We start from the raw sequence: 20,772 nt of genomic DNA, 5'->3' as shown, positions 1-20,772 counted from the left end.
ACTATATATTCCATTCTAAACAAGTTTAAGATGGTTAATTATCACTTCTTTGGAAAAATTTAAGTATAACAAGTTTTATTTTGTTTGCTCAGTGATATATTTATCATTACCAAGCCAAAGGTTATTTAACCAATCTTGGAAATTTTGTTTATCTTTATCACAATTAAAATAATCACCAACTGGAACTTCTTCTATAGGGATAAAATCAACTTTAACTTTGATATTTTTTGTCTTTCTAACCATAAAATCCCAAAGAGTCTGATCTGGGCTATCATAAACTATTGTTGTATTTAATATACCTGTCATCCTACCAGATAAACTTTTTAAAATTACTGCTATACCACCAGCCTTTGGGTTTAATAGGTTTTTATAATTACTTTTTTTCAACTTCTCTGCAGTCAATCGAGTCCCCTCAACAAAATTAACAATAGTTGTTGGGCGCACAGATAAGCTTTTACAATAATTTATCGTCTTTTGGATGTCTTCACCTTTTTTTTCAGGATTTTGTGCAATATACTCTTTTGAGTATCTTCGCATAGCCGGAAATTCTAAAGCCCATGCAATTAATCCTAGAATAGGTACAAAAAATATCTGAAACTTCATAAAAAATTTTGGAAATGCAATTTTCTTATGAAAGGCTAACATTAATATAAAAGTGTCTAGCCAGCTCTTATGATTAGATATAATTAAATATGAACCTTTCGCATCAAGACTAGCATTTTTCTCAAATTCAATTTTTGTTGGAGAAAATAGTTTTGTAATTAAGATAGAGTAACTTACCCATAAGCTTACAGAGTATTGCACAACTGAAGTACAGAAATATCTAATACCTTTTATAGGAATCAAAAGCTTGGCCAATGAAAAAATAAAAATTGGAACAAATGCTACTATTGCACTGGACATTAGACACACTATCGAGAAAATTGCATAGTATATATATTTAAGTATATTAAGCATAGATAATTAAATAGTTTATTAGTTACCTTCTAATATTACCATTTTTTATAAAAGCTCAACAAATAATTACTAAAGATTAATAATCTTTAAGCTGTGAAGCACACTCTTTAGTTTGTAATATTTCTTTTATACTCATTTCAAATTCTTAATATTTATTACTTACTGCCACTTCTTATAATAACTTTGTCCTCTCTCATCACAATATTTTTTAACTTGTTCAACACCATTATTACGGATACTTGAGTTTAATTTACCATGTTTATAATAGCTTGCTAAAGTTCCACAATAAAAGTTTTTTAAATATAATTCTTTAAAATTAGATATTGGAGACTCTTGCATATCTGTAAGTTTTATAGTTGATGATAAAATCGGCTTATTTACAGTTCTAAGCTTAAATGTATAAGTACCATATCTTTTACCTACAACAACTAAAAATGAAACTTTATAATGAAACTTATAATCATAATTAAAATCTAGTATTTTAAATGGTTGATTATATTCCTTCTCAAGGATACTAAGGACTTCTTGTTTAACCTGTTCTTGCTCTTGTTTACTAGCTTTAGGAGATAATGTTTCTAAACTACAGCTAGATAGAAAAAATAAAATAAAAGCCAAAGAAAAATATTTGAGTAAATATCCCATCTACTTAATTTCCTTAAATCCATTGATAGCTTGAAACACAAAATTATAATTTTCTTTATCGCTAGTAGATCCCTTAGCTATCAATATTTCTACATTATCTATATTTAAACTATTTGCTTCTAAGCTAGGATTAAAACCTTGATACTTATAGTTAGTCATTGTATGAAGACTATACATTCTATCAATAAGTATCTGAGTAGCTCCCATTTGCGTGTTTATATCATTTTGATTTCTTCTAATTACTGGGTCTTCCCACCACTTAGGTGGTTCTTCTGGAATATCAAACTTCTTGCCTCGTTCCATACTCTCGCCCATTGTGTAATTAGTTTCTATTTTATTTACCCGTCCCAATATTGCATCTAATTCTTTTTCTGAAACCAAGTCTCCAACTCTATAAAAATTAGAAATTAAACTAGAATAAGCCTTAGGTGTTCCTTTATATCTAGCCATTAAATCAGTATTCACAGATGTACTATTATTCAAATTAGATAAAATATTACCTATACCAAATGGCTCAAAGTTTTTACATTTACTAATTGTATATTTCTTATCTTGTTCTGCTTCAAAGTATACTGTTTGAGCTTGTGAAACTGAACCACCTAAACTATGACCACTAAAACCTAAATATTTAACATTACTATTACTAGCTAAAATGCTTTTAACAAACGAAATACCCTCATGAAATATACCAGGTAAAAAACTACTTGCCATATCTATATCTGACAAATAGTTATACATGTTATAACTACCTCTTGTAATAACATAAATACCTATATTTTTACCATCATTCTTATTAGCTATCGCTATACTAAAATACCCATCTGAACTACTAGGATTTACTGCAACTAATTTATATTTATCTAAAACTGGATAATAATAATCTGCATAATTTTCATAATCTAATCTTGCACTATCTGATAATATAGGCAATACATCAGTATCTATAACACCTTTAGAAAGATAAAGAAAATCTGCTAATGATTTATCTTTTTGACGAGTAATAGACCTCAAAAACGATTCTTCATAGACCAACTCACAAAGCACAGCGGCATCTTTATCTGGTAGATTTTTTAGTGGTTTAGATGTGTCTTTATCACTATCTTCTGCATCTCTTGGCTTTCTCAAATCCTTATCAGTCAAAGGTTTAACTTGTGCTTGTGAAGTTCTTTTTAGTTGGCTCTCATCAAAGTCTTTAGGTAACATTGCAAAAGCATAAATAAATTTATCTAATATACAATTATAAATAGTTACTCCATTTCCTCTAATAGTAGCCCCTGTCACATTAACCTGTAACAAATCACAACCTACTAGCTTACTATCCTCACTAAATATAGCCGTCGCAAAGTTATCTCCAACAAGCTCACAATCAGCAAAACTACTACTGTGAAACTCTGTTGATTCAAAATCATTGTTATAAAACTTTGAGTTTTGTACTTCTACATTTACCCAATCAGCTCTAGCAAAGTTACATTGATGTATATTTTCATTATAAAAAGTTACATTTCTATAATCACTATTATTTGTGAAACCACATTTTAACCATTGGTTATTACTAAATTCACAATCAAAAACTCCGCTTTGGATAGTTGTATTTTTTAAGAAACTATTATCTTTAAAATTACAATCTTTTATTAACACTCCACTAAACTGGCTTTTGTTAAACTCATTGTTTGTAAATGTATTTCTATGTATTTCACTCAAATACCAAAATTCCTTATTAAACACACAATCTACAATATCACTATCATATATATCTGAAGTATGAAACTGTGTACTTACAAAGCTACAATCTTTAAATTTACAATTTCTAAAAATAACTTCTCTAAAACTAACTTTATCAAAGTTCACATTGCTAAATGAACAATTTATAAATTCCAAAAATCCTATTTGAGCAGAAGTAAATGAGTTATTAGTAAACTTACAATCTTCATATACTCCACCACCTATTTTAGCTTTATCAAACTTAGCATCACTAAAGTCTGTACCTTTTTTAAAGGTATTAGCTATTATAGCTCCACCTCTAGCATCTAAATCTGTAAAATCAGTATCATCATGTTCTATTGAATCTATTGATTGTTCTTGCCAATCTTTATCTAAGTCTTTTACTTTTTGATGGATTAAATTGTGAGCTGCTTTTGTCCAATCTTTTGCATAAGATGGCTTATTAACCGCATGTAGCTGTATAGGATGTTCAAACCAGTCATTAACAGTATCTACATCTTGGATTACATGTAGCCAATACGGTTCTTCACCATACTTTCCAACATGGTCTATCTCTTGAACAGTCGGAGTATTAGCTACATAGTCATCTAATGGGCGTTTCTTCTTTTTCTTATCGTCTGACATCTCAATTTCCTAGTGTTTTGTTCCTTGACTTTCTTGCTTAACAAGTCTCGATAACTCATATATTTTTTTCTCTGCCTTTCTTAAAGTTTTGATTACCTCTTGCTTTTGATACTCTAAACTTTCAACTTCTAATTCAATTCTACCTAAAGGAAAGAAAAGACTATGAAGTATAGGCAACAGCTTAACCAAAGAACTCTCTAACTCCGGATTGTTTCTTACCGCATCTAATTTTAACAACTCTGTTTTAATGTAGCTTTTAGCTTTTTTGACCGCTGTCTCTATATACTCTATTTCTTCACCTCTTTTAATTACACGATCTTCCATGAATACCTACCTTAATTAATAACCTTACTTTATTAATTTAATATTTCTTGATTAATATGTAAAGGATTAGATAACTTTTCAATCCGCCTGATGCTGTGAACTAAATTCGACACCTTTAGTCTCTGGCATTTTCCACAATAGAATAAACAAAATGACTGTTAAAACAATAAGATAATAACTTGCGCCAAATTGACCAAATAAAAATATAAATAAACTAGCTACTAAAGGCGTTGTACCACCAAAGATTGCATTACTCACATTATATCCTGTAGCAACTCCACTAAAGCGTACATTTGTTGGGAAAAGCTCGTTAATCAAAGTTACAAAAGTAGCTGTCGCTCCAGCAATTAAGATTAACAATAAAGTTAAAGCAGATCCGATCAACCAGACATTGTCTGTAGTCAAAGTCATAAATGTTGGATAAATCAAAATAGCTATTAAAGCAGCATTACTTAAAAGTACAGGCTTACGACCAATTTTATCAGCTAATCTACCCCAAAATGGTGCACTCCAAGCATAACCAAATGATGCTATAGCGCTCATCCACATAACAGTATTATAGTTAATCTTTAGATCATGTTCCATATATGATGGCATGAAACCCATAATCATATAATATGCTACGCCAAGATAACCAGCTAAGCAAAAAACTATAAAAATTTGATATAGATAGCTTTTAATTGCCACTAGAAATGGAGTTTTTAAAATATGACCTTCCTCTTTAACTTTTATAAACTGGCGAGACTCATCTTGAATAAATTGAGCAATTAAGGCAACTATTGAAAAGCCGACTCCAATTCCATAAGCTATTCTCCAACCGTAATCATACATCTGCTTATCAGTATAAACAGTCGTTAAAATAACCATCAAGACAACAGCAAAAAGACATCCATTTCCTTCTAGAAAAGTCCCCATAGAAGTTACACTTGCTCTGTTTGTATGATCTGCTTGCTCACTAAGTGTCGCTATAACACCATTGTATTCACCACCAATTGAAAATCCTTGTATAAATCGAGCAACAAGGATTAAGAGTATCGAGCTCAAACCTCCTACATTATACGAAGGTGTAAAAGTCATTATAACCATCGATAAACTCATCAGTGCAACTGTTATTATAAGAACTTTTTTACGCCCTATTTTATCCCCCAGGTTACCAAAAAATATTCCACCAATGGGACGCATAACATACCCTGCAGCAAATAACCCAAATGCAGAAATAATTTGCTCAGAAGAGCTCATAGTATCTGGAAAGAAAGTTTTAGATATATAGATAATACATAAAGAAAACAGCGTAAAATCGAAATACTCCATACTTGTTGCTAGACCTGCACACACAATATTCTTGGTTTTGATACCTTTAAATAGCACCCAACTACTCCCGTTGATAAAAAATTAGAGATATATACTAAAGTTATAGCATTATGAAATATGCTTTACAATCAAAAAAACAATAAAAATTAGCTTCACAAAAAACTGCTTGCAATTTACAAAAAAAAGCAGATAATACGCTCGCTTAAATCACAACACGAGGCTATATGAAGCCCTTAAAAATACTTATTGATAGCAAAGATACATGGTCTCCGTACTATTCTTATCCAAATTTAGAAACCACACACCAATACTTACAGAATATCAGCACCAAACCAAATTATATTATAAATTTATCAGAGCAAATGGCATATTTAGACCAAGGCTATTATACCTGTTTATTAGCACACTCAAATAAAGATACAATTATACCAACAGTGGAAACACTCAATAGCATTAGTCACTTTGAAGAAATTCCTTTATCTAATTTAATTAATAAAGATCATAAAATTCTAAATTCATTTAAAGAAGAGCATTTTAGTATGAAGATTTTCTTTGGTGTTACTAGTATAAAAGGATTAGAAAAAACTGCTAAGAAAATATTTGAAACTTACCCTACACCAATATTAGAGGTAATTTTAGAAAAACAAAATTTATCATGGAAACTAAAAATAGTTACTATTGGTAAACTTAGCTCTCTTAATGATAGTGAACAAACAATCTTTGCAAATGCTTTGAATAGTTTTAGTACTAAAGTTTGGCGCAAACGCAAAAATAAAAGAAATTACTCTTACGATCTAGCTATACTACATGATCCTGAAGAAGTACTTCCTCCCAGTGATAGTAAAGCTTTGAAAAACTTTCAAAAAGCTGCAAGCAATTTAGGCATATATACAGATTTGATAACCAAAGATGATTATATGAGCTTACTTGAGTATGATGGTCTTTTTATTAGAACGACAACATCTATTAATCACTATAGCTATAGCTTTGCTAAAAAAGCCGAAGATAATAATCTTGTCGTAATTGATGATACCGAATCTATAACTTGTTGTACAAATAAAGTTTACTTACATAACCTAATGGTGAAAAATAAAATCCCTACTCCAGAAGGCAAGCTTATTTTCAAAAACGATAGTTTTTCACCACAAGAGTTAATTGATCAGCTCGGCTTACCAATAGTGTTAAAAATTCCTGACGGATCTTTTTCAAAAGGTGTTAAAAAAGCAAGTTCTATTGATGAATTAAAGCAAACTCTTGACTCTATGTTTGAACAATCTTCAATAATAATTGCCCAAAAATATTACTATACAGACTTTGATTGGCGTATTGGAATTTTAAATAACAAACCAATATATGCTTGTAAGTACTATATGGCAAAAGGACATTGGCAAATCACAAACCATGGTAAGAAAACTACCCAACATGGCAATTCTGAAGCATTTGCTATCCATCAAGTAGATAAAGCTGTAATCAAAATAGCTCTAAAAGCGGCAAAAACTATTGGTAATGGATTATATGGCATAGATATCAAGGTTGTTGATAATAAGCCTATTATTATCGAAATTAATGATAATCCATCTATAGATTCAGATATTGAAGATGCTTATGTAGGCGAACAACTATACGATACAATCATGTTAGAATTTTTAAATAGAATGAATTATAAGAAACTTCCTTATGCAAATATCTAAAGTTCAATTAAAAGATCTTGATTCGATTGTAGTGCTTGAAAATTCTATTTTCACATCAGATAAAATATCTAGAAAACAGTTTGCCTACCATATTAAAAAACAAAAGTATTTTTTTGTTACCAAGCTAGAGAATTTATTGGTGGGATATATACTATGCTTTGAATATAAAAATATTATTAGAGTATATTCTCTAGCTGTTAATCAAAATTTTCAGGGACAAGGAGTTGGTAAAAAACTCTTACAGTATATTCTTGATAACTCTACTAAAAACATTTCTCTAGAAGTAAATACAAGCAATACTAATGCTATTTCTTTATACAAAAAACTAAATTTTAAAATTAGTAAGCAAATAGCTCATTTTTATGAAAATGGTGATAGCGCATATAAGATGCTCTTAACAAGAAAATAAGAATTTAAAAATTAATAATGAAAAAGCTGTGCTAAAACGCTTTGTAAGAAAATCTGAATACAAAATAGTACAAGTAAAACTATTATTGGTGAGAAATCAAACCCTGATCTAGGTTTAATAATCTCTCTAGCTCTTGCTAATAATGGTTCTGTCACTTGATGAATAATTATAAAAATAGGATTCATACCACCCTGTACGAACCAGCTAGCTATAGCTCTTATAATTATCAAATAAACATACATATTTATAACAGCAAAGATTATATCAACGAAAGGTTTAATAAAAATAAAGACCATATTAAGTCCCAATCCATTCAACAAACCTAAAAGTAAATTTTGGATAACAAATACAATATATACGGCTACAATACATGACCAGTCAAGATTTAAAAACCCTGGTACAAATTTTCTAAGAGGTATTATAACGTTATTTGTAGCTCGCATAATCATTTGACAAACTGGGTTATAAAAATCGGCTTTTACCCATTGTAAAAAAAATCTAAACAACAGTATAAAAGCATACAATCCAAAAACTATGCTAATCAAAAAATCTGCAACATTAATCAAACCAGTTAACATTATTTATTCCCTATTATTTGCTTTTTAGAAACTCTAACCCTGCGACAATAGCTTCAACTTGGGCTAAGGTACATTCTTGAGAGTTAGTCTTCGGACTATCTGGGTAAACTTCTGTAGTAGTTGTATACTCTGCAGTTGTAAATGACATACAAAGTTTTTCTCCTCCAGAATCACAAGCCATAATGCCATCTTTGATAGTGTCATCCCCTAAAATATTAGAATCTGGATCTGTTGGGGCGATATGCGTAACTTTAGCTACAGCATCAATGATATATTTCTGGAAATCATAATGTGGCTTCTTCTCATTAGCGACTAAATAAAAACCATCTGGCACTGTCCATTTATCAATAAAAATGCCATCTCGTGCTGCTAACGCTGGTCTAAACTCACTATCATCAGTATCTGTAGTTTCATGAAGATCTATATGCATTAGAAACTCTATACCTAAAGAAAATACATATTGCATAGCCAAAGTAGCTTCATTGCAATAACTTTCTAAAAAGAACGATCTATTTGGGTCTATAGCATCAGGATTCCAGCGATTGATAGTTTCATACCCCCATGGACTTAAACAAGGTAAGATCACAATATTATAATCTTTAACGAACTCCAAAGCTTTTGTTTGTGCAAAACTGATAGCTCCTTGTACACCACTGGTTTCATAACCATGTACACCACCTGTAACTAGTATATACGGCTTCTTAGCATCCCAGTTTTTAGTTTTTATAGCATACAAGTTATAACTACCAACAGAATACTCTAGCTTACCATAACACTCTATATCAAAATCTTGCTCAGATAATGCTAATATTTTCTGCTCTGCTTCCTCTTTGTATGATCTTTTAATTGTTTGTTCAGCAAACCACTGTTGTTTTTCTTGATCACCCCATTTTTGACCTGGAGTTCCTATATGATAATTTTCGGACATTAATTAATTCCTACTTAGTAAATACACTATTTAACAAATAAGTATAACTAGATATACACCTGTCGTGCAAAGTTTTTATTCAAAAATTTTTTATGTCCATAGGCTAACACAACTATAGCTAAGCTACTCATAATTATAGAATAGTAATTATATACAGAGTACAGGTAGTACTGAGGATGCTCAAAAATGAAATAAATATTTACCATAATAGTTAACCCGAAACCTATAACAAAAAGTAATATAAAAACCCTATAATGTAAAGCCGCCATTAGAAGCCCTGACAACATAAAAATATCACCTAACGTATATAGACTCATCGCAAAACCAGCAGCTGCAAAGTTCATCTTAAGAAAAGGTAAAGCAATTAGATTGATTAAAGTATAAATAAGCAGTAAAACCAGTATTTTTATCAAAACCTTAAAGCAATCATTCTTCTGAATAGAAGTAAAAGGTATTTTTACTCTAGACCATATTACCCCACTAAATATAGCTAAAGCAATGTAAAGCAAATCATTACCAAAGGCATAAATATAATAACCATCAGGCATTTGAGCATTTAGGTAAACAACCTCCCTTAAGAGGGGACAAAGATAGGTGAAGATTGCAAACATCCAAGCAATTTTTCTCTGCTTCATCAACAAATATACAAAAACTAGTAGTAAAACGGGCTGCAAGTAAAAAATTGTAATTGCTATCATAATAGTTATTAGTAATTATCATATATAAATATATTAAACTATATAACTCATTTTTTAAACACTAGTGAAATTTCTATGGCTGGGCTAGCAGGATTCGAACCTGCGCATGACGGGATCAAAACCCGTTGCCTTACCGCTTGGCGATAGCCCAGTAATGAAACTAACCAAAAAGTTAGTAGGCATATTCTAATGTTTTGACTAGCCATTTGTCAAGAGATTTATCAACTTTTCTTGCAAGTTGTTGTAGTTTTGCTTTATCTTTGGAAAGAAGATAAAAACAAGATCCCGTTCCTGTCATTCTGAAGTCAGTATTTAAACTATAAAGCTCTTCTTTAAATTTTGGATATTTAGCAAAAAATACATTTTCAAAATCATTGTGCATAAGGTCTTTATTAAACTGTAGATCCTTTGATAACAATTCTACTGTTTTAATAAGCTTCTCACTTTCAAAAAATTCTTTTGTGCTAATATGAATATTAGGCTTAATCAATAAAGCATGTTTAGGCTCAAAACTTTTAGGGTACAATACATCACCTATGCCTTCTGCCCAAGCTGACTTACCATATAAAAATATTGGAACATCAGCTCCAAGCTTTGCTCCTAGAGGAATCAACTCTTTATTAGATAAGTCTGGTAAATAATAATTCCTCATAGCCATAAGAGTTGTTGCTGCGTTCGAACTCCCACCGCCAAGACCTGCCCCCATTGGTACTCTTTTAGTCACATCAACATCGACGCCAATAGCTTGCACACTGTATGTTTTAGCAAATAAAACAATAGCCTTATAAATCAGATTATTTTCTTTTGAATCAATTTTGATATTACTTGTGATATTTATTTCATTAGAATTGTTAAAAGAAAAAGTTAGTTCATCATATAAATCTACAAAAGTAAACCATGATTGCAGGTTATGGTAATCATCATCACGCTTCTTTAGAATATGCAGAAATAGATTTATCTTTGCATAACTTTTATATTTCTTAGATTCTATACTTGCCATGATTTTATAACTATTTTTAGAATTAAATTATCTCTCGACATTCTTATTTTAGACGGGAGTGGATATTTATCATCAACAAGCTCATAGCCTTTGTATTTTATATTCCAACCATCTTGAGTCAAATTATCTACTAGATTATTTTTATTTAACTGAATACTTTTTTCAATACTAGGGACTGAGATAGCTTTTATCCAATATTTAAGTCCTTCTACAGGTACATACCAGCCCAGTTGCTCTAACATCAAAGCTTTTGCATCTTTAGCTTGAGCTTTCTGCCCTTTGCTATTTTCAAGTGTTACGCTATTAAGATCTCCATATATTTCAACACTACCAATCCCTAAAGGTCCATATAGTTTGATACTAAAATCATTACCATTTTGAGAATATATATAATTTGCAGAATCTGCTTTGTTATTGTATATAATCCCAATTACACCCTTTGCTTGCCATTTTTTAAGTTTGGTGAGTTGTTGCTGTACTTGATCTTGCTGATAAGTAGCTTTTTCACTAATTGGAGATATTTCAGAATCTGTAGTAGCACAAGATACTAAAAATACTGTAAAAATATAAACTATTGCTAATTTAAGCTTCTGCTTTATACCTATTTTTAACTTTGACATAGTGCTGTGCATTCTCTTTAATAATTTCTCTTTCTTGTTCAGTTATCGGTCTAATCTTTTTAACTGGTGATCCTACATACAAGTGACCAGACTCAAGTACTTTACCAGGAGGAACTAAGCTACCAGCACCTAAAAAGACCCATGGTTCAATTACTGCATCATCTAAAACTATAGATCCCATTCCAATTAAGCAATTATTTTTTATCTCACACCCATGCAGTATAACACCATGGCCAACTGTAACATTATCACCTATAATTAGAGGAAAACCCTGACCAGAATTTTTTGGATACTCAGTTGTATGAAGAGTACTACAATCTTGGATATTTGTACCTTTACCAATGCTAATTGTTAGTAGATCACCTCTAACACTAACTTGTGGCCAAACAGAGGCATCTTCCCCAAGGATAACATCACCAATAACCGCCGCAGAATCATCTACATAAGCTGAATTTGGAACTTTAGGGTATTTACCATTAAAACTTCTTATACATTTAGACATAGTTGATCCTTATTTGGACTAGTATCATCTCTTAATGATACCAAACTATAAGTTTCAAATTTTATTTTTTTACCTGCTACAAATGGTTGAGCATAGCCAGCATCATCAATTATAAATAAAGGAATTGCATTAATATTGTCTGTAAAGAATTTTTCCAAATTATAGTTTGGTGTAATATTAGTGCTCTTAATTTTGGCACCATTATTGAGCCTTTCTATTAAGATGTTAAAATCAACTCCTTCCTCAAAAAGTAAATTAGCAAGATTAGTTTCTATGGAGCCAATACCTTTATAACTTTCTTTCTGAGCTGTACGCAATACATATGTATTATCAGCCCCAAACTCATATCTGTATTTCATAGCAGAAACAGCATTAACATATTCACTAGTCGATAGACCAAGCATTGATCCAATACCTACTAAATTAATACTCCAATCAGCATGTATAGATACTGGACTACCATAATAAGTATTTAGCCCAAGTTGACGACACTTTTGAACATTTCCCCATGAAGAGTCTGTGATAACTACCTCTATATCATTTTTTACAAAAATTTCCGCTAACTCACGTGCAAATCTATTCCCACCTATGATTAAAAAGCCTTTTCCTTCCGGTTCAGTTACATCAAGAGCTTTAGAAATAGATGGTGTGAAAATACTTTGAAAAATAACTGTAAATACAATTATCATGAACACAAAGAAGACTAAAGTATTGGCTTCAGTATATAGTTCAGGATGAGACTTGGTAATCTTGACGGCGACTAGTGCAGCTACTGATGCAGCTACAATTCCACGCGGATAAATCATCCCCATCACAACTCTTTCAGCAAAAGTTGTTTTTGAACCTAAACTACAGATAAAAACTACTGCTGGACGTAAAATAAACTGTAGGAATAAAAATACTTCTATTAATGCCCACCAATAATCTTTAAACAAACTAAAATCTATCTCTGCTGCTAAAACTATAAATACTACAGATATGATTACAATACTAAGGTTTTCCTTAAATGAAACAATGTCTGACATGCGAACATCTTTCATATTAGCCATCACTAACCCAGCAACAGTTACCATAAGCAATCCTGCACCATGCATAACAGCATCTGTCATAATAAAGCCAACAACTATAACGGCTAATACAAAAAAACTTTTTAAATATTCTGGTATATAATGCCTTCTAAAGCTAAGCCCTATGAAATAACCAAATACAAAGCCTGCCCCTATCCCTAATATACACACAAAAACCATATAAGCGATGAAAAGACTTGCACCATTTGCTTCTCCAGCAAAATTACCACCAATAACAAACCATGACAGCATAAAAACTACAACAAGTGCGCCAATAGGATCAACTATTATAGATTCCCATTTTAGGATACTTGCCACATGTCTTTTAGGTCTAACTGTACGCATCAATGGAGGAACAACTGTTGGGCCACTAACACATGTGATACCTCCTATTAGCATTGATAATTCAAGGTTAAGCCCTATAACATAATAGCAAAACACCGCTGTAAAGATTACAGTTAAAGCCAAGCCTACTGTGATTAACAAAACAACCACACTACTTACGTTTTTTATCTTACTAAAATTCAGTGATAAACTACCTTCAAATAGGATAATTGCCACACATATTGACACAAAAGGAGACAATGCTTCACCAAAAATTATATTACCATCTACAAGTTTAAAACCACCTTGGAATATAAGCTCAGAAATAGGTCCTAAAAAAATACCACTTAAGATCAAGAATAAAATTGATGGAAGTTTTAACCTCCATGATAAAAACTGTGAAACTATTGCAAAAAAAAGTATCAAGCCTGCGGCTAAAAGAATATAGTTTGATGAGTGAACAAACAGTTCTATACTACTATTAACGTTGTTACTCATTAGCACCTTCATATAATATTATTAGAAGCAATAAATAGTATATTATATTGCTTTTTTTATCAATATTAACCTCAACATAAGCTATATATATACTGATAAATCTAACGTTAAAGTATTCATATATTGTTGATTATATAGTTTCTGATATGAATACTCTGGGCCAAATAAAACATTATTATCAAAATAAGCTCGCTGTGCAGAAACAACTAGCTGATTTTTAATTCCTGACTCTGCCAAACCAAAACTAGGTGAGGCATTTGACAAGGGCATAGGGATATTAGCTGCATTATAAGATTCACCATAAGTTATATTGAAGTTGGTATCTCTTCCTCCTAATGTAAGAGCATAAGCTAGACCAAGATACCAAGCCCCTGTATTTACAGAACTACCATCTAAGTTAAAATCTTCTTGGTTAGTTGTTGCTGACCATCCGCCTTGAAGCTGCCAAATACCACCTAACATTGAGTATGCTAACGTACTATCGAAATTAAGTACTCCAATATTTTTATTACTCTTACCTATATTATTTAGAAATTGAGAGATACTACCATTACCAGCTCCAGCAATATTAAAAACATAGCCAGCATTAAAACCAACAGATAAGTCAGGAGTCCATGAATCTGTATAGAAAAACCCTGCTGAAAAGTTAGCTTTCTTATCATCTGAACCAAAGACAGTAATATTGGTATTTATTGTGTCACTTTTATAGTTTATAGAAACATTAGTAACTTTATCTGGTGACAAAAATTCATCAATAATACCACTAGTCCATGGCCCACCGCCGCCATAAGAGCCAACAGAAAGTTTACTTCTACCAGCTGTAACAAAAAGCGGTGAAGTATCTAAATTACCAAAAATAACAAAAGCATTTCCTAATCCAAAGTTTCCTGTTTCATCAGTATCAAAATCAAACTGAGCGGTTACGTAATGTCCCAAATTAGAAAGAAAATACAGCTTTGAATTAGTTAGATAAATGTTTTGCCCATTAGCTGGAAAATTAGGCAATCCTCCAGCCCTACTTATCTGACTTCCAAACCATGTCTGTGCGTCAGCTTCAATATAACCTCCAAAAAATACTGAATAATCACCAAAAGCTTCTCTTTGACCTAATATTGTTGATGCAAAAAGGTTACTTGAGATCATCCCTATGGGAATACTGTTGTTACCTGAATATGAGCCTAAATAAGTTACTTGTCCTTGAGTAGTAATTGCAGGCGTTCCCCCGACATCAATTTTACCCTTTGACATCATAACTCCTTGATCATCAGGAGCATTATCTAAACGACCATTTTTAGTAATATTAGACGTTATTTCCCTAGGGTCAACGCCTCCAACTTGAGATACAGATAAATATAGATTATTTTGGTTATTAACTTTAGAACTATATGTAGTAAATCCAGAATTCTTGCCACTATTGTTCGCTATACTACTAGATTTCTTTACGTCGTTAATTTGCTTTTTAAGTGATGCGACCTCTTCTTGTAAAGCTAAAAGAAGCTCTTTATCTCCATTTGATAGCTGTGTTTTATCAGTCTTAGTTAAAGAGTCTTCAGCATATAAGCTAATAGGTATAAAAATAATAATTATTAAAAGTTTATTAAAGAGTCGCACACTTTAATCCTAAAGATCAAAACTCTCTATAAACTACTTTAGTTTTATCCTATTCTGAATATCAATTTTTGCTAAGAGTAAGCAAATAATCATAACTAATAGTTACTTATGCTACATTTTCTTAATGTATTCAGCAGCATTATCATCTAGTGAAATAACACCTGTATTGGCATCATAGTAGATAATTTCCGCATATCGAGCCCAATCAATAAAAGTATCAAAGACTCGCTCAGCGACATCTACTGGATAATAATCATCTAACTCCGCTAAGAATCTACTTCTTGGAGCTGATTGGTTTTCTCTCTCACTTAGAACCTTAACAACATGACTTGCTAAAGGAATATACTTCAAAAATAATCTTCCAAAAATAAATTTTCTCTCATCAATATTTGAGTCAATAAACTTACGTCCCATAGCAGTCATTTTGATATCACCATCTGAAACTTCCGCAAAGCGTAAAATAGATAAAATCTCAATAATTGGAAATAAATCATTAATATCAAGGTGAAGATCATCAGCAAGCTGAGGAAGATCAACAGCTTCGACATCTTTGATTTCAGCCATTTCATCTAATAAACCATTCATCTCAGAAATATCAACATCTGGTAGTCTATAACCAATAGTCATAGCTGTTTTCTTGTTCATCCTTTCAGTAAGCTCTTTTGTTTGAGCTGTAGTCATCATACGATAAACTTCATCAACCAAATCAGCAACTCTTGGATCTTGTGAGCTTCTAGGATGTGGAATATTTACTTTTAATTCACCTCGAATAAACCCAGGGTTGCTACCAAATATGATTATTCTATCAGCTGTTAAAACAGCTTCTTCAATACTATGAGTCACATATAAAATACCCTTCATAGCATCATTATTTTCCCATAGATCTAGCAAGTCTTCTCTAAGGTTTTCAGCAGTAAGAATATCAAGTGCTGAGAATGGCTCATCCATAAGTAAAACATCCGGTTCAAGCACTAGTGCTCTAGCAAAACCTACACGCTGCTTCATACCACCAGACAGTTCTTTTGGATATGCGTTCTCAAAACCATCAAGACCAACCATATCAATCGCTTTTAGAGCTCTTTTACGGCGTTCTTGAATATTGATTTTGCGAGCTTCTAAACCAAGCTCTACATTTTGTAAAACTGTAAGCCAAGGCATAAGTGCGAAACTTTGAAAAACCATCGAAATATCTGGCACAGGAGCAGATACTTTTTTACCTCTATAAAGCACTTCACCAGATGAAGGACTTAAAAGTCCAGCAATTATTCTCAATAAAGTCGACTTACCAGAGCCTGATTTACCAAGTAACGCTACAATCTCTCCTTCATGTAGCGTGAAATCAATATTATCTAATACCTTTAAAGAGTGTCCCCCTTTAATATTAAACTCTTTGCTAACTTTTTCTACTGTAAATATTTTCTTACTCATTTTTCTAAAATCCCCTATGCTTTACATATTCATGCTAAAACGATTTTCCGCATAGTTATATAATTTTCGCCAAAATAATTTATTTGATGCTACAACCAATATACACATTACTATCACACCTAGAAGTACATTTGCCGTATGGTCTCCCTGTATATTAGTGTATTCTGTAATGTAGTTTCCTAACCCTGTAGCTTGTATAATTGAGTCTTTACCCCAGTTAATATATTCACATACAATACTTGCATTCCATGCTCCACCAGCTGCTGTAATTGCTCCTGTCACATAGTACGGCATAACAGCTGGGAATAAATATTTCTTCCACTTCATTAAGCCTTTTAACTGCATATTTCTAGCAGCAAGCTTTAACTCATCAGGAATAGCAGATGCTCCAGCAATTACATTAAATAAAATATACCATTGTGTACCAAGCGCCATAAGCAAGATACACCATATATTAAAGTTTAAGTTAAAGGTAATAACTAAAGTACCAAAAATGCCATATAGCACGTTAACTGGAAAAGCTGCTGCCATTTGTGCGTAAGGCTGAACCTTTTGAGCTATCTTTGGTCGCATTCCTATCCAGACGCCAATTGGTACCCAAATAATAGACGTAATCACAATCAACACAACAACTCTAAGACCTGTAAATAATCCATATCCAAATACATCTATAGTTTCTGCAAGCCCAATGTTTGAATCTGCACCAAAAACTGTTTGATATGCAAAATAACATAAAGCAATAACTATCGCAGCTGTAAAAATAAGCCAAATAATATTTTGTAAAACGGTTTCTTGCTTTTCTTGTTTTTTATGTTTTTTTTGATTATATGCTTTTGTTAAATCTTTCTTAAAAAACTTTATATTAATAATACTAGTAGTTACCTTACCAAATAGCTGTGATATAAATTTAACAGCTACAGAATTCTGCAATACTCTCAAAAACCATGATTTACTATAAACTTCGGCTTGATTTTCACCTAATACGAACTTCTCTGACCATGCTACTAATGGTCTAAATAAAAGCTGATCATAAAGAATAATCGTAATAAGCATAGTTAAGATTGCTGCACCAACTGCTGTAAAGTCTCTAGCATTATTAGCAGCATCAATAAACGAACCTATACCAGGTAAGTTGATTGGTATAGATTGAGATACACTGAAATTCACTACTATTGTTTCTGATGCGACAATCATAAACCATGAAGCAGACATCGACATCATAGTATTCCAAACTAATCCAGGAACTGAAAAAGGAACCTCTAATTTCCAGAATCTTTGCCATGCTGAAAGCTGATACATATCTGCAGCTTCAGTTAGCTCTTTTGGAACAGTCTTTAAGGACTGATAGAAGCTTAGAATCATATTCCATGCTTGAGCAGTTATAATACCAAATATAACGGCCGATTGAGCTCCCCATAAAGAATTTGGAAATAGTACTAAAAATCCTGTAACCGTAATAGCAAAGAAACCTAAAATTGGAATTGATTGTAATATATCAACTGCAGGAATAATAATATTTTCAGCTCTTTTACTCTTAGCTGCCCATGCTCCAAATATAAAAGTAACAACTAAGGATATACCTAAGCCGATAAACATTCGAATAGTTGTTTCTGCTGTGTAATAAGGCAGTAACCACAAATTTAATGAAACGTCTGAGTATTTCTCAACGCTTGTTTGGCTTGTATAGTCAACTGCTCCCCCAAGTCCAGAGGTTGACCAGACGAAGACACACAAAATAAGTAATATTATTGATAAAGCTAAAATATCCCACTTAGTGCGAGAAACCTTTGATGACATACTTGCATTATATAGCCTTTTCATATGTCAAAGACCTTTGGTTTTTTCGACAACGCCTCTAGTATATGTTATTTATATTTATTTTTGTATTACTAATTTAAGAATATTTTTGCTAAAATTTAGCCATTAAAGATTTGTCATGATAATGAAAGATGAAAAAAGAACAAAAAGTTATCAAAGTCCGCCCAGGTGAAAGAGCTTCATGCCCAACAAAATTTCATGAAAATTGGAATCTTCACCCAAGAGTATATATAGATCTAAAAGATAAAAAAATTAATACATGTCCATACTGTGGTACAACTTTTAAAGTTGAAAAAGAGTCTTAATTATCTAGGTCAGTATCTGCCTCAATATGGTAAACACTTTTGTCTTTTACTTTGTTTTTATAAACTAATACATCATCATCTTTTTTATATTCTCTATCAGGTATTTGTTGGAAAGTAAGCTCTTTATTGTTATCAAGAATCACTGTATATTCATATAAGCCCATTTTAGATTTATCTGCAACGAAAACATATGTCCCAGCAGCTCCTACAATTAGACCTCCAATAGCCCCATAAGCTGCTCCATACATTGCACCTTGTGCTGTTATAGGCACAACAAGTGTTGCCCCACAAGGAACCCCAGCACCTACAGGAACTAACATCATACATAATCCCATAACAGCTACAAGTCCCGCACCCGCACCAAGTACAGCACCTCCAGCACCACCTGCTAAAGCTCCAGCGGCCCCGCCTTCAGCTGTACTCTTTGCAGTAAGAGCTTTGTAAGATTTTATCAAAGTAACCTTTTCAACAGTTCCTGCATTATAAAACTGACTTTTATCATCTGGTACAGATACACAACCAGCTAAATATATACAAAACCATATAACCAGTATTTTTTTTAAATTAATCATTTTTTTTGGTCTATATCCTGAGCTTTTATTTTAGTATTATCCGTTGATTCCTTATCACTTAAACTCTTATCTTTATTTTCATCAACAGCTTTTATAAAGTAAGTTTTTGTATCCTTATAATCACTTTCATATACTACAACGTCAGTACCCTTAGGATATTTTCTATCCGGCAACTCTTCAAAAACTAAAGGCTTGTCCCGACCATCTAAAGAGACATGATATCTGTATTTCCCAATAACATTTTTTTGGTTAGCAACATATATATAGTTACCTCCACCACCAACTATAGCACCACCAACACCTCCCATAGTGCCACCAACAATAACACCACTACCAATGAAAACTGCAAAACAAGGCACTGCTCCGACACCGGCTGTAAGTATTGTACAACCTATTCCAAGAGCTGTTCCAGCCATTGCACCATATGCTGCACCACCTGTAGCTCCAACAGCCGCACCAACCTTTGCTCCTTCGGCACCACTATGATTAACTATAGCATCTCGCGAAACTGTCTCAACTTCAGACTCAACGACTCCATTTCCTAATTGAGAAATTTTAGGTTTTGGGTCACTAGCACATGACGATAAAATCACTATATAAATAATAATTATTAGCTTTTGTAGTCTTTTCATTTAAATTAGAAAATACATTAGGTTATATAGATTATTATAATTTGAACTTTTTTAGATACAATTAATTTGTAAAATCTGGATTAAAATATAAGCTACTTTTGATTATTTCCTAAACTGTCTAAAACCATATCTTCTAACTTATAAAACTCTTTCATATTTTCCTTAGCTTGTCCTTGTTCACCTATACTTATACCTAAATATACCAGCCCATTTCTCTTCATTGCATAAAAAGTAATATGATGATTATACTTATTAGAAAAAGTCCAAACAGTAGCTTTTTCATCCCCATAATTATCAGCTTTTATTTCAAAATCATTTGGATGTTCTTTTATAGTTTTCTTAATAGCCTTATATACTTGTTTTATAGTTGTTCCCTGCTGCATTTCTAGGGTATGGATCCCTCCATTTGACTCAAACTTACCATCTCTTGCTACAAAATTACCTCCTAAAAAAGGCATACACCCCGTCATTGCAACAACAGCGATTATCACAAAACCTATAAGTTTCATCT

At 32.1% G+C, this 20,772-nt stretch carries 21 protein-coding genes and 1 tRNA gene; 3 read left to right on the top strand and 19 right to left on the bottom strand.

From position 1 onward, the window contains the following. Positions 1-75 precede the first annotated feature (75 nt). The 5 genes from yihG to QI37_RS06960 form a co-directional block, all read right to left on the bottom strand. The gene (gene yihG / locus QI37_RS06980; RefSeq protein WP_040009924.1) at positions 76-957 is read right to left on the bottom strand and encodes a 1-acylglycerol-3-phosphate O-acyltransferase, YihG family; all 882 of its coding nucleotides are present in this window, start codon (positions 955-957) and stop codon (positions 76-78) included. Positions 958-1,116: 159 nt separating this feature from the next. Continuing rightward, a complete protein-coding gene (locus QI37_RS06975; protein ID WP_040009921.1) occupies positions 1,117-1,599 on the bottom strand; it encodes a hypothetical protein in 483 nt (160 codons plus the stop codon). Continuing rightward, positions 1,600-3,945 carry a pentapeptide repeat-containing protein gene (locus QI37_RS06970; RefSeq protein WP_040009918.1) on the bottom strand — a complete coding sequence of 782 codons (2,346 nt, stop codon included), beginning with the start codon at positions 3,943-3,945 and terminating at the stop codon, positions 1,600-1,602. It abuts the gene before it with no gap. A 9-nt stretch (positions 3,946-3,954) separates the two neighbouring features. Continuing rightward, a complete protein-coding gene (locus QI37_RS06965; RefSeq protein WP_040009916.1) occupies positions 3,955-4,269 on the bottom strand; it encodes a hypothetical protein in 315 nt (104 codons plus the stop codon). Between the two features lie 78 nt (positions 4,270-4,347). Further along, positions 4,348-5,637 (bottom strand): MFS transporter, encoded by a 1,290-nt coding sequence (locus QI37_RS06960; protein WP_040009913.1) that lies wholly within the window; start codon positions 5,635-5,637, stop codon positions 4,348-4,350. Between the two features lie 167 nt (positions 5,638-5,804). Between QI37_RS06960 and QI37_RS06955 the strand changes: the two genes are divergently transcribed. Together QI37_RS06955 and QI37_RS06950 are read left to right on the top strand one after the other, a co-directional pair. Further along, on the top strand, positions 5,805-7,271 hold the full coding sequence (locus tag QI37_RS06955) for a RimK family ATP-grasp domain-containing protein (protein ID WP_040009910.1): 1,467 nt from the start codon (positions 5,805-5,807) through the stop codon (positions 7,269-7,271). After that, complete coding sequence (locus QI37_RS06950) at positions 7,258-7,680, top strand: GNAT family N-acetyltransferase (protein WP_040009908.1); 423 nt, start codon at positions 7,258-7,260, stop codon at positions 7,678-7,680. The genes QI37_RS06955 and QI37_RS06950 overlap by 14 nt, the downstream gene beginning before the upstream one ends. Before the next feature lie 11 nt (positions 7,681-7,691). Here QI37_RS06950 and QI37_RS06945 read toward each other — a convergent pair whose 3' ends face one another. From QI37_RS06945 to QI37_RS06895, 11 genes are all read right to left on the bottom strand, one after another. Beyond that, positions 7,692-8,258, bottom strand: a complete 567-nt coding sequence (locus QI37_RS06945; protein ID WP_040009905.1) for a YggT family protein — start codon at positions 8,256-8,258, stop codon at positions 7,692-7,694. 13 nt (positions 8,259-8,271) lie between these two features. Then, positions 8,272-9,186 (bottom strand): M14 family metallopeptidase, encoded by a 915-nt coding sequence (locus tag QI37_RS06940; RefSeq protein WP_040009903.1) that lies wholly within the window; start codon positions 9,184-9,186, stop codon positions 8,272-8,274. A gap of 47 nt (positions 9,187-9,233) precedes the next feature. Then, a complete protein-coding gene (locus QI37_RS10385) occupies positions 9,234-9,821 on the bottom strand; it encodes a hypothetical protein (RefSeq protein ID WP_235261369.1) in 588 nt (195 codons plus the stop codon). A 139-nt stretch (positions 9,822-9,960) separates the two neighbouring features. Next, a tRNA-Gln gene (locus tag QI37_RS06930) sits at positions 9,961-10,035 on the bottom strand. A 21-nt stretch (positions 10,036-10,056) separates the two neighbouring features. Next, a complete protein-coding gene (gene ispE / locus QI37_RS06925; protein ID WP_040009901.1) occupies positions 10,057-10,884 on the bottom strand; it encodes a 4-(cytidine 5'-diphospho)-2-C-methyl-D-erythritol kinase in 828 nt (275 codons plus the stop codon). Next, complete coding sequence (gene lolB, locus QI37_RS06920; RefSeq protein WP_040009899.1) at positions 10,872-11,516, bottom strand: lipoprotein insertase outer membrane protein LolB; 645 nt, start codon at positions 11,514-11,516, stop codon at positions 10,872-10,874. Before lolB ends, ispE begins: the two co-directional genes overlap by 13 nt. Further along, positions 11,467-12,006, bottom strand: coding sequence for a gamma carbonic anhydrase family protein (locus QI37_RS06915; protein ID WP_040009897.1), 540 nt, complete (start codon positions 12,004-12,006; stop codon positions 11,467-11,469). Before QI37_RS06915 ends, lolB begins: the two co-directional genes overlap by 50 nt. Then, on the bottom strand, positions 11,991-13,895 hold the full coding sequence (locus QI37_RS06910; protein ID WP_040009895.1) for a cation:proton antiporter: 1,905 nt from the start codon (positions 13,893-13,895) through the stop codon (positions 11,991-11,993). The genes QI37_RS06915 and QI37_RS06910 overlap by 16 nt, the downstream gene beginning before the upstream one ends. Positions 13,896-13,976: 81 nt before the next feature. After that, entirely contained in the window at positions 13,977-15,506 is a 1,530-nt protein-coding gene (locus tag QI37_RS06905) for a DUF3573 domain-containing protein (protein ID WP_040009893.1), read from the bottom strand. Between the two features lie 111 nt (positions 15,507-15,617). After that, positions 15,618-16,934 (bottom strand): ABC transporter ATP-binding protein, encoded by a 1,317-nt coding sequence (locus tag QI37_RS06900; RefSeq protein ID WP_040009891.1) that lies wholly within the window; start codon positions 16,932-16,934, stop codon positions 15,618-15,620. A 21-nt stretch (positions 16,935-16,955) separates the two neighbouring features. Next, positions 16,956-18,755, bottom strand: a complete 1,800-nt coding sequence (locus QI37_RS06895) for an ABC transporter permease (RefSeq protein ID WP_040009890.1) — start codon at positions 18,753-18,755, stop codon at positions 16,956-16,958. Positions 18,756-18,883: 128 nt separating this feature from the next. On the opposite strand from QI37_RS06895, the gene QI37_RS10130 reads away from it, so the two are divergent. Beyond that, positions 18,884-19,057, top strand: coding sequence for a zinc-finger domain-containing protein (locus tag QI37_RS10130; RefSeq protein WP_081946994.1), 174 nt, complete (start codon positions 18,884-18,886; stop codon positions 19,055-19,057). Here the strand turns inward: QI37_RS10130 and QI37_RS06890 are convergent. The 3 genes from QI37_RS06890 to QI37_RS06880 form a co-directional block, all read right to left on the bottom strand. Further along, entirely contained in the window at positions 19,054-19,629 is a 576-nt protein-coding gene (locus tag QI37_RS06890) for a hypothetical protein (protein WP_040009888.1), read from the bottom strand. The genes QI37_RS10130 and QI37_RS06890 overlap by 4 nt on opposite strands. Then, positions 19,626-20,261, bottom strand: coding sequence for a hypothetical protein (locus tag QI37_RS10380; protein WP_235261368.1), 636 nt, complete (start codon positions 20,259-20,261; stop codon positions 19,626-19,628). The genes QI37_RS06890 and QI37_RS10380 overlap by 4 nt, the downstream gene beginning before the upstream one ends. A 92-nt stretch (positions 20,262-20,353) precedes the next feature. After that, positions 20,354-20,770 carry a hypothetical protein gene (locus QI37_RS06880; protein ID WP_162472713.1) on the bottom strand — a complete coding sequence of 139 codons (417 nt, stop codon included), beginning with the start codon at positions 20,768-20,770 and terminating at the stop codon, positions 20,354-20,356. Positions 20,771-20,772 lie beyond the last annotated feature (2 nt).

Origin of the sequence: Candidatus Francisella endociliophora (assembly GCF_000764555.1) — a bacterium.
Lineage (GTDB): Bacteria > Pseudomonadota > Gammaproteobacteria > Francisellales > Francisellaceae > Francisella > Francisella endociliophora.
Note: the sequence above shows the minus strand (reverse complement) of the source record. Positions and strands in the feature narration are given on the sequence as shown.

What these genes read in the sequence shown, in the direction of transcription:
- yihG (WP_040009924.1), bottom strand. Translation starts at nt 957, where the DNA reads ATGCTTAATATACTTAAATATATATACTATGCAATTTTCTCGATAGTG.
- QI37_RS06975 (WP_040009921.1), bottom strand. Translation starts at nt 1,599, where the DNA reads ATGGGATATTTACTCAAATATTTTTCTTTGGCTTTTATTTTATTTTTT.
- QI37_RS06970 (WP_040009918.1), bottom strand. Translation starts at nt 3,945, where the DNA reads ATGTCAGACGATAAGAAAAAGAAGAAACGCCCATTAGATGACTATGTA.
- QI37_RS06965 (WP_040009916.1), bottom strand. Translation starts at nt 4,269, where the DNA reads ATGGAAGATCGTGTAATTAAAAGAGGTGAAGAAATAGAGTATATAGAG.
- QI37_RS06955 (WP_040009910.1), top strand. Translation starts at nt 5,805, where the DNA reads ATGAAGCCCTTAAAAATACTTATTGATAGCAAAGATACATGGTCTCCG.
- QI37_RS06950 (WP_040009908.1), top strand. Translation starts at nt 7,258, where the DNA reads ATGCAAATATCTAAAGTTCAATTAAAAGATCTTGATTCGATTGTAGTG.
- QI37_RS06945 (WP_040009905.1), bottom strand. Translation starts at nt 8,258, where the DNA reads ATGTTAACTGGTTTGATTAATGTTGCAGATTTTTTGATTAGCATAGTT.
- QI37_RS06940 (WP_040009903.1), bottom strand. Translation starts at nt 9,186, where the DNA reads ATGTCCGAAAATTATCATATAGGAACTCCAGGTCAAAAATGGGGTGAT.
- QI37_RS10385 (WP_235261369.1), bottom strand. Translation starts at nt 9,821, where the DNA reads ATGAAGCAGAGAAAAATTGCTTGGATGTTTGCAATCTTCACCTATCTT.
- ispE (WP_040009901.1), bottom strand. Translation starts at nt 10,884, where the DNA reads ATGGCAAGTATAGAATCTAAGAAATATAAAAGTTATGCAAAGATAAAT.
- lolB (WP_040009899.1), bottom strand. Translation starts at nt 11,516, where the DNA reads ATGCACAGCACTATGTCAAAGTTAAAAATAGGTATAAAGCAGAAGCTT.
- QI37_RS06915 (WP_040009897.1), bottom strand. Translation starts at nt 12,006, where the DNA reads ATGTCTAAATGTATAAGAAGTTTTAATGGTAAATACCCTAAAGTTCCA.
- QI37_RS06910 (WP_040009895.1), bottom strand. Translation starts at nt 13,895, where the DNA reads ATGAGTAACAACGTTAATAGTAGTATAGAACTGTTTGTTCACTCATCA.
- QI37_RS06900 (WP_040009891.1), bottom strand. Translation starts at nt 16,934, where the DNA reads ATGAGTAAGAAAATATTTACAGTAGAAAAAGTTAGCAAAGAGTTTAAT.
- QI37_RS06895 (WP_040009890.1), bottom strand. Translation starts at nt 18,755, where the DNA reads ATGAAAAGGCTATATAATGCAAGTATGTCATCAAAGGTTTCTCGCACT.
- QI37_RS10130 (WP_081946994.1), top strand. Translation starts at nt 18,884, where the DNA reads ATGAAAAAAGAACAAAAAGTTATCAAAGTCCGCCCAGGTGAAAGAGCT.
- QI37_RS06890 (WP_040009888.1), bottom strand. Translation starts at nt 19,629, where the DNA reads ATGATTAATTTAAAAAAAATACTGGTTATATGGTTTTGTATATATTTA.
- QI37_RS10380 (WP_235261368.1), bottom strand. Translation starts at nt 20,261, where the DNA reads ATGAAAAGACTACAAAAGCTAATAATTATTATTTATATAGTGATTTTA.
- QI37_RS06880 (WP_162472713.1), bottom strand. Translation starts at nt 20,770, where the DNA reads ATGAAACTTATAGGTTTTGTGATAATCGCTGTTGTTGCAATGACGGGG.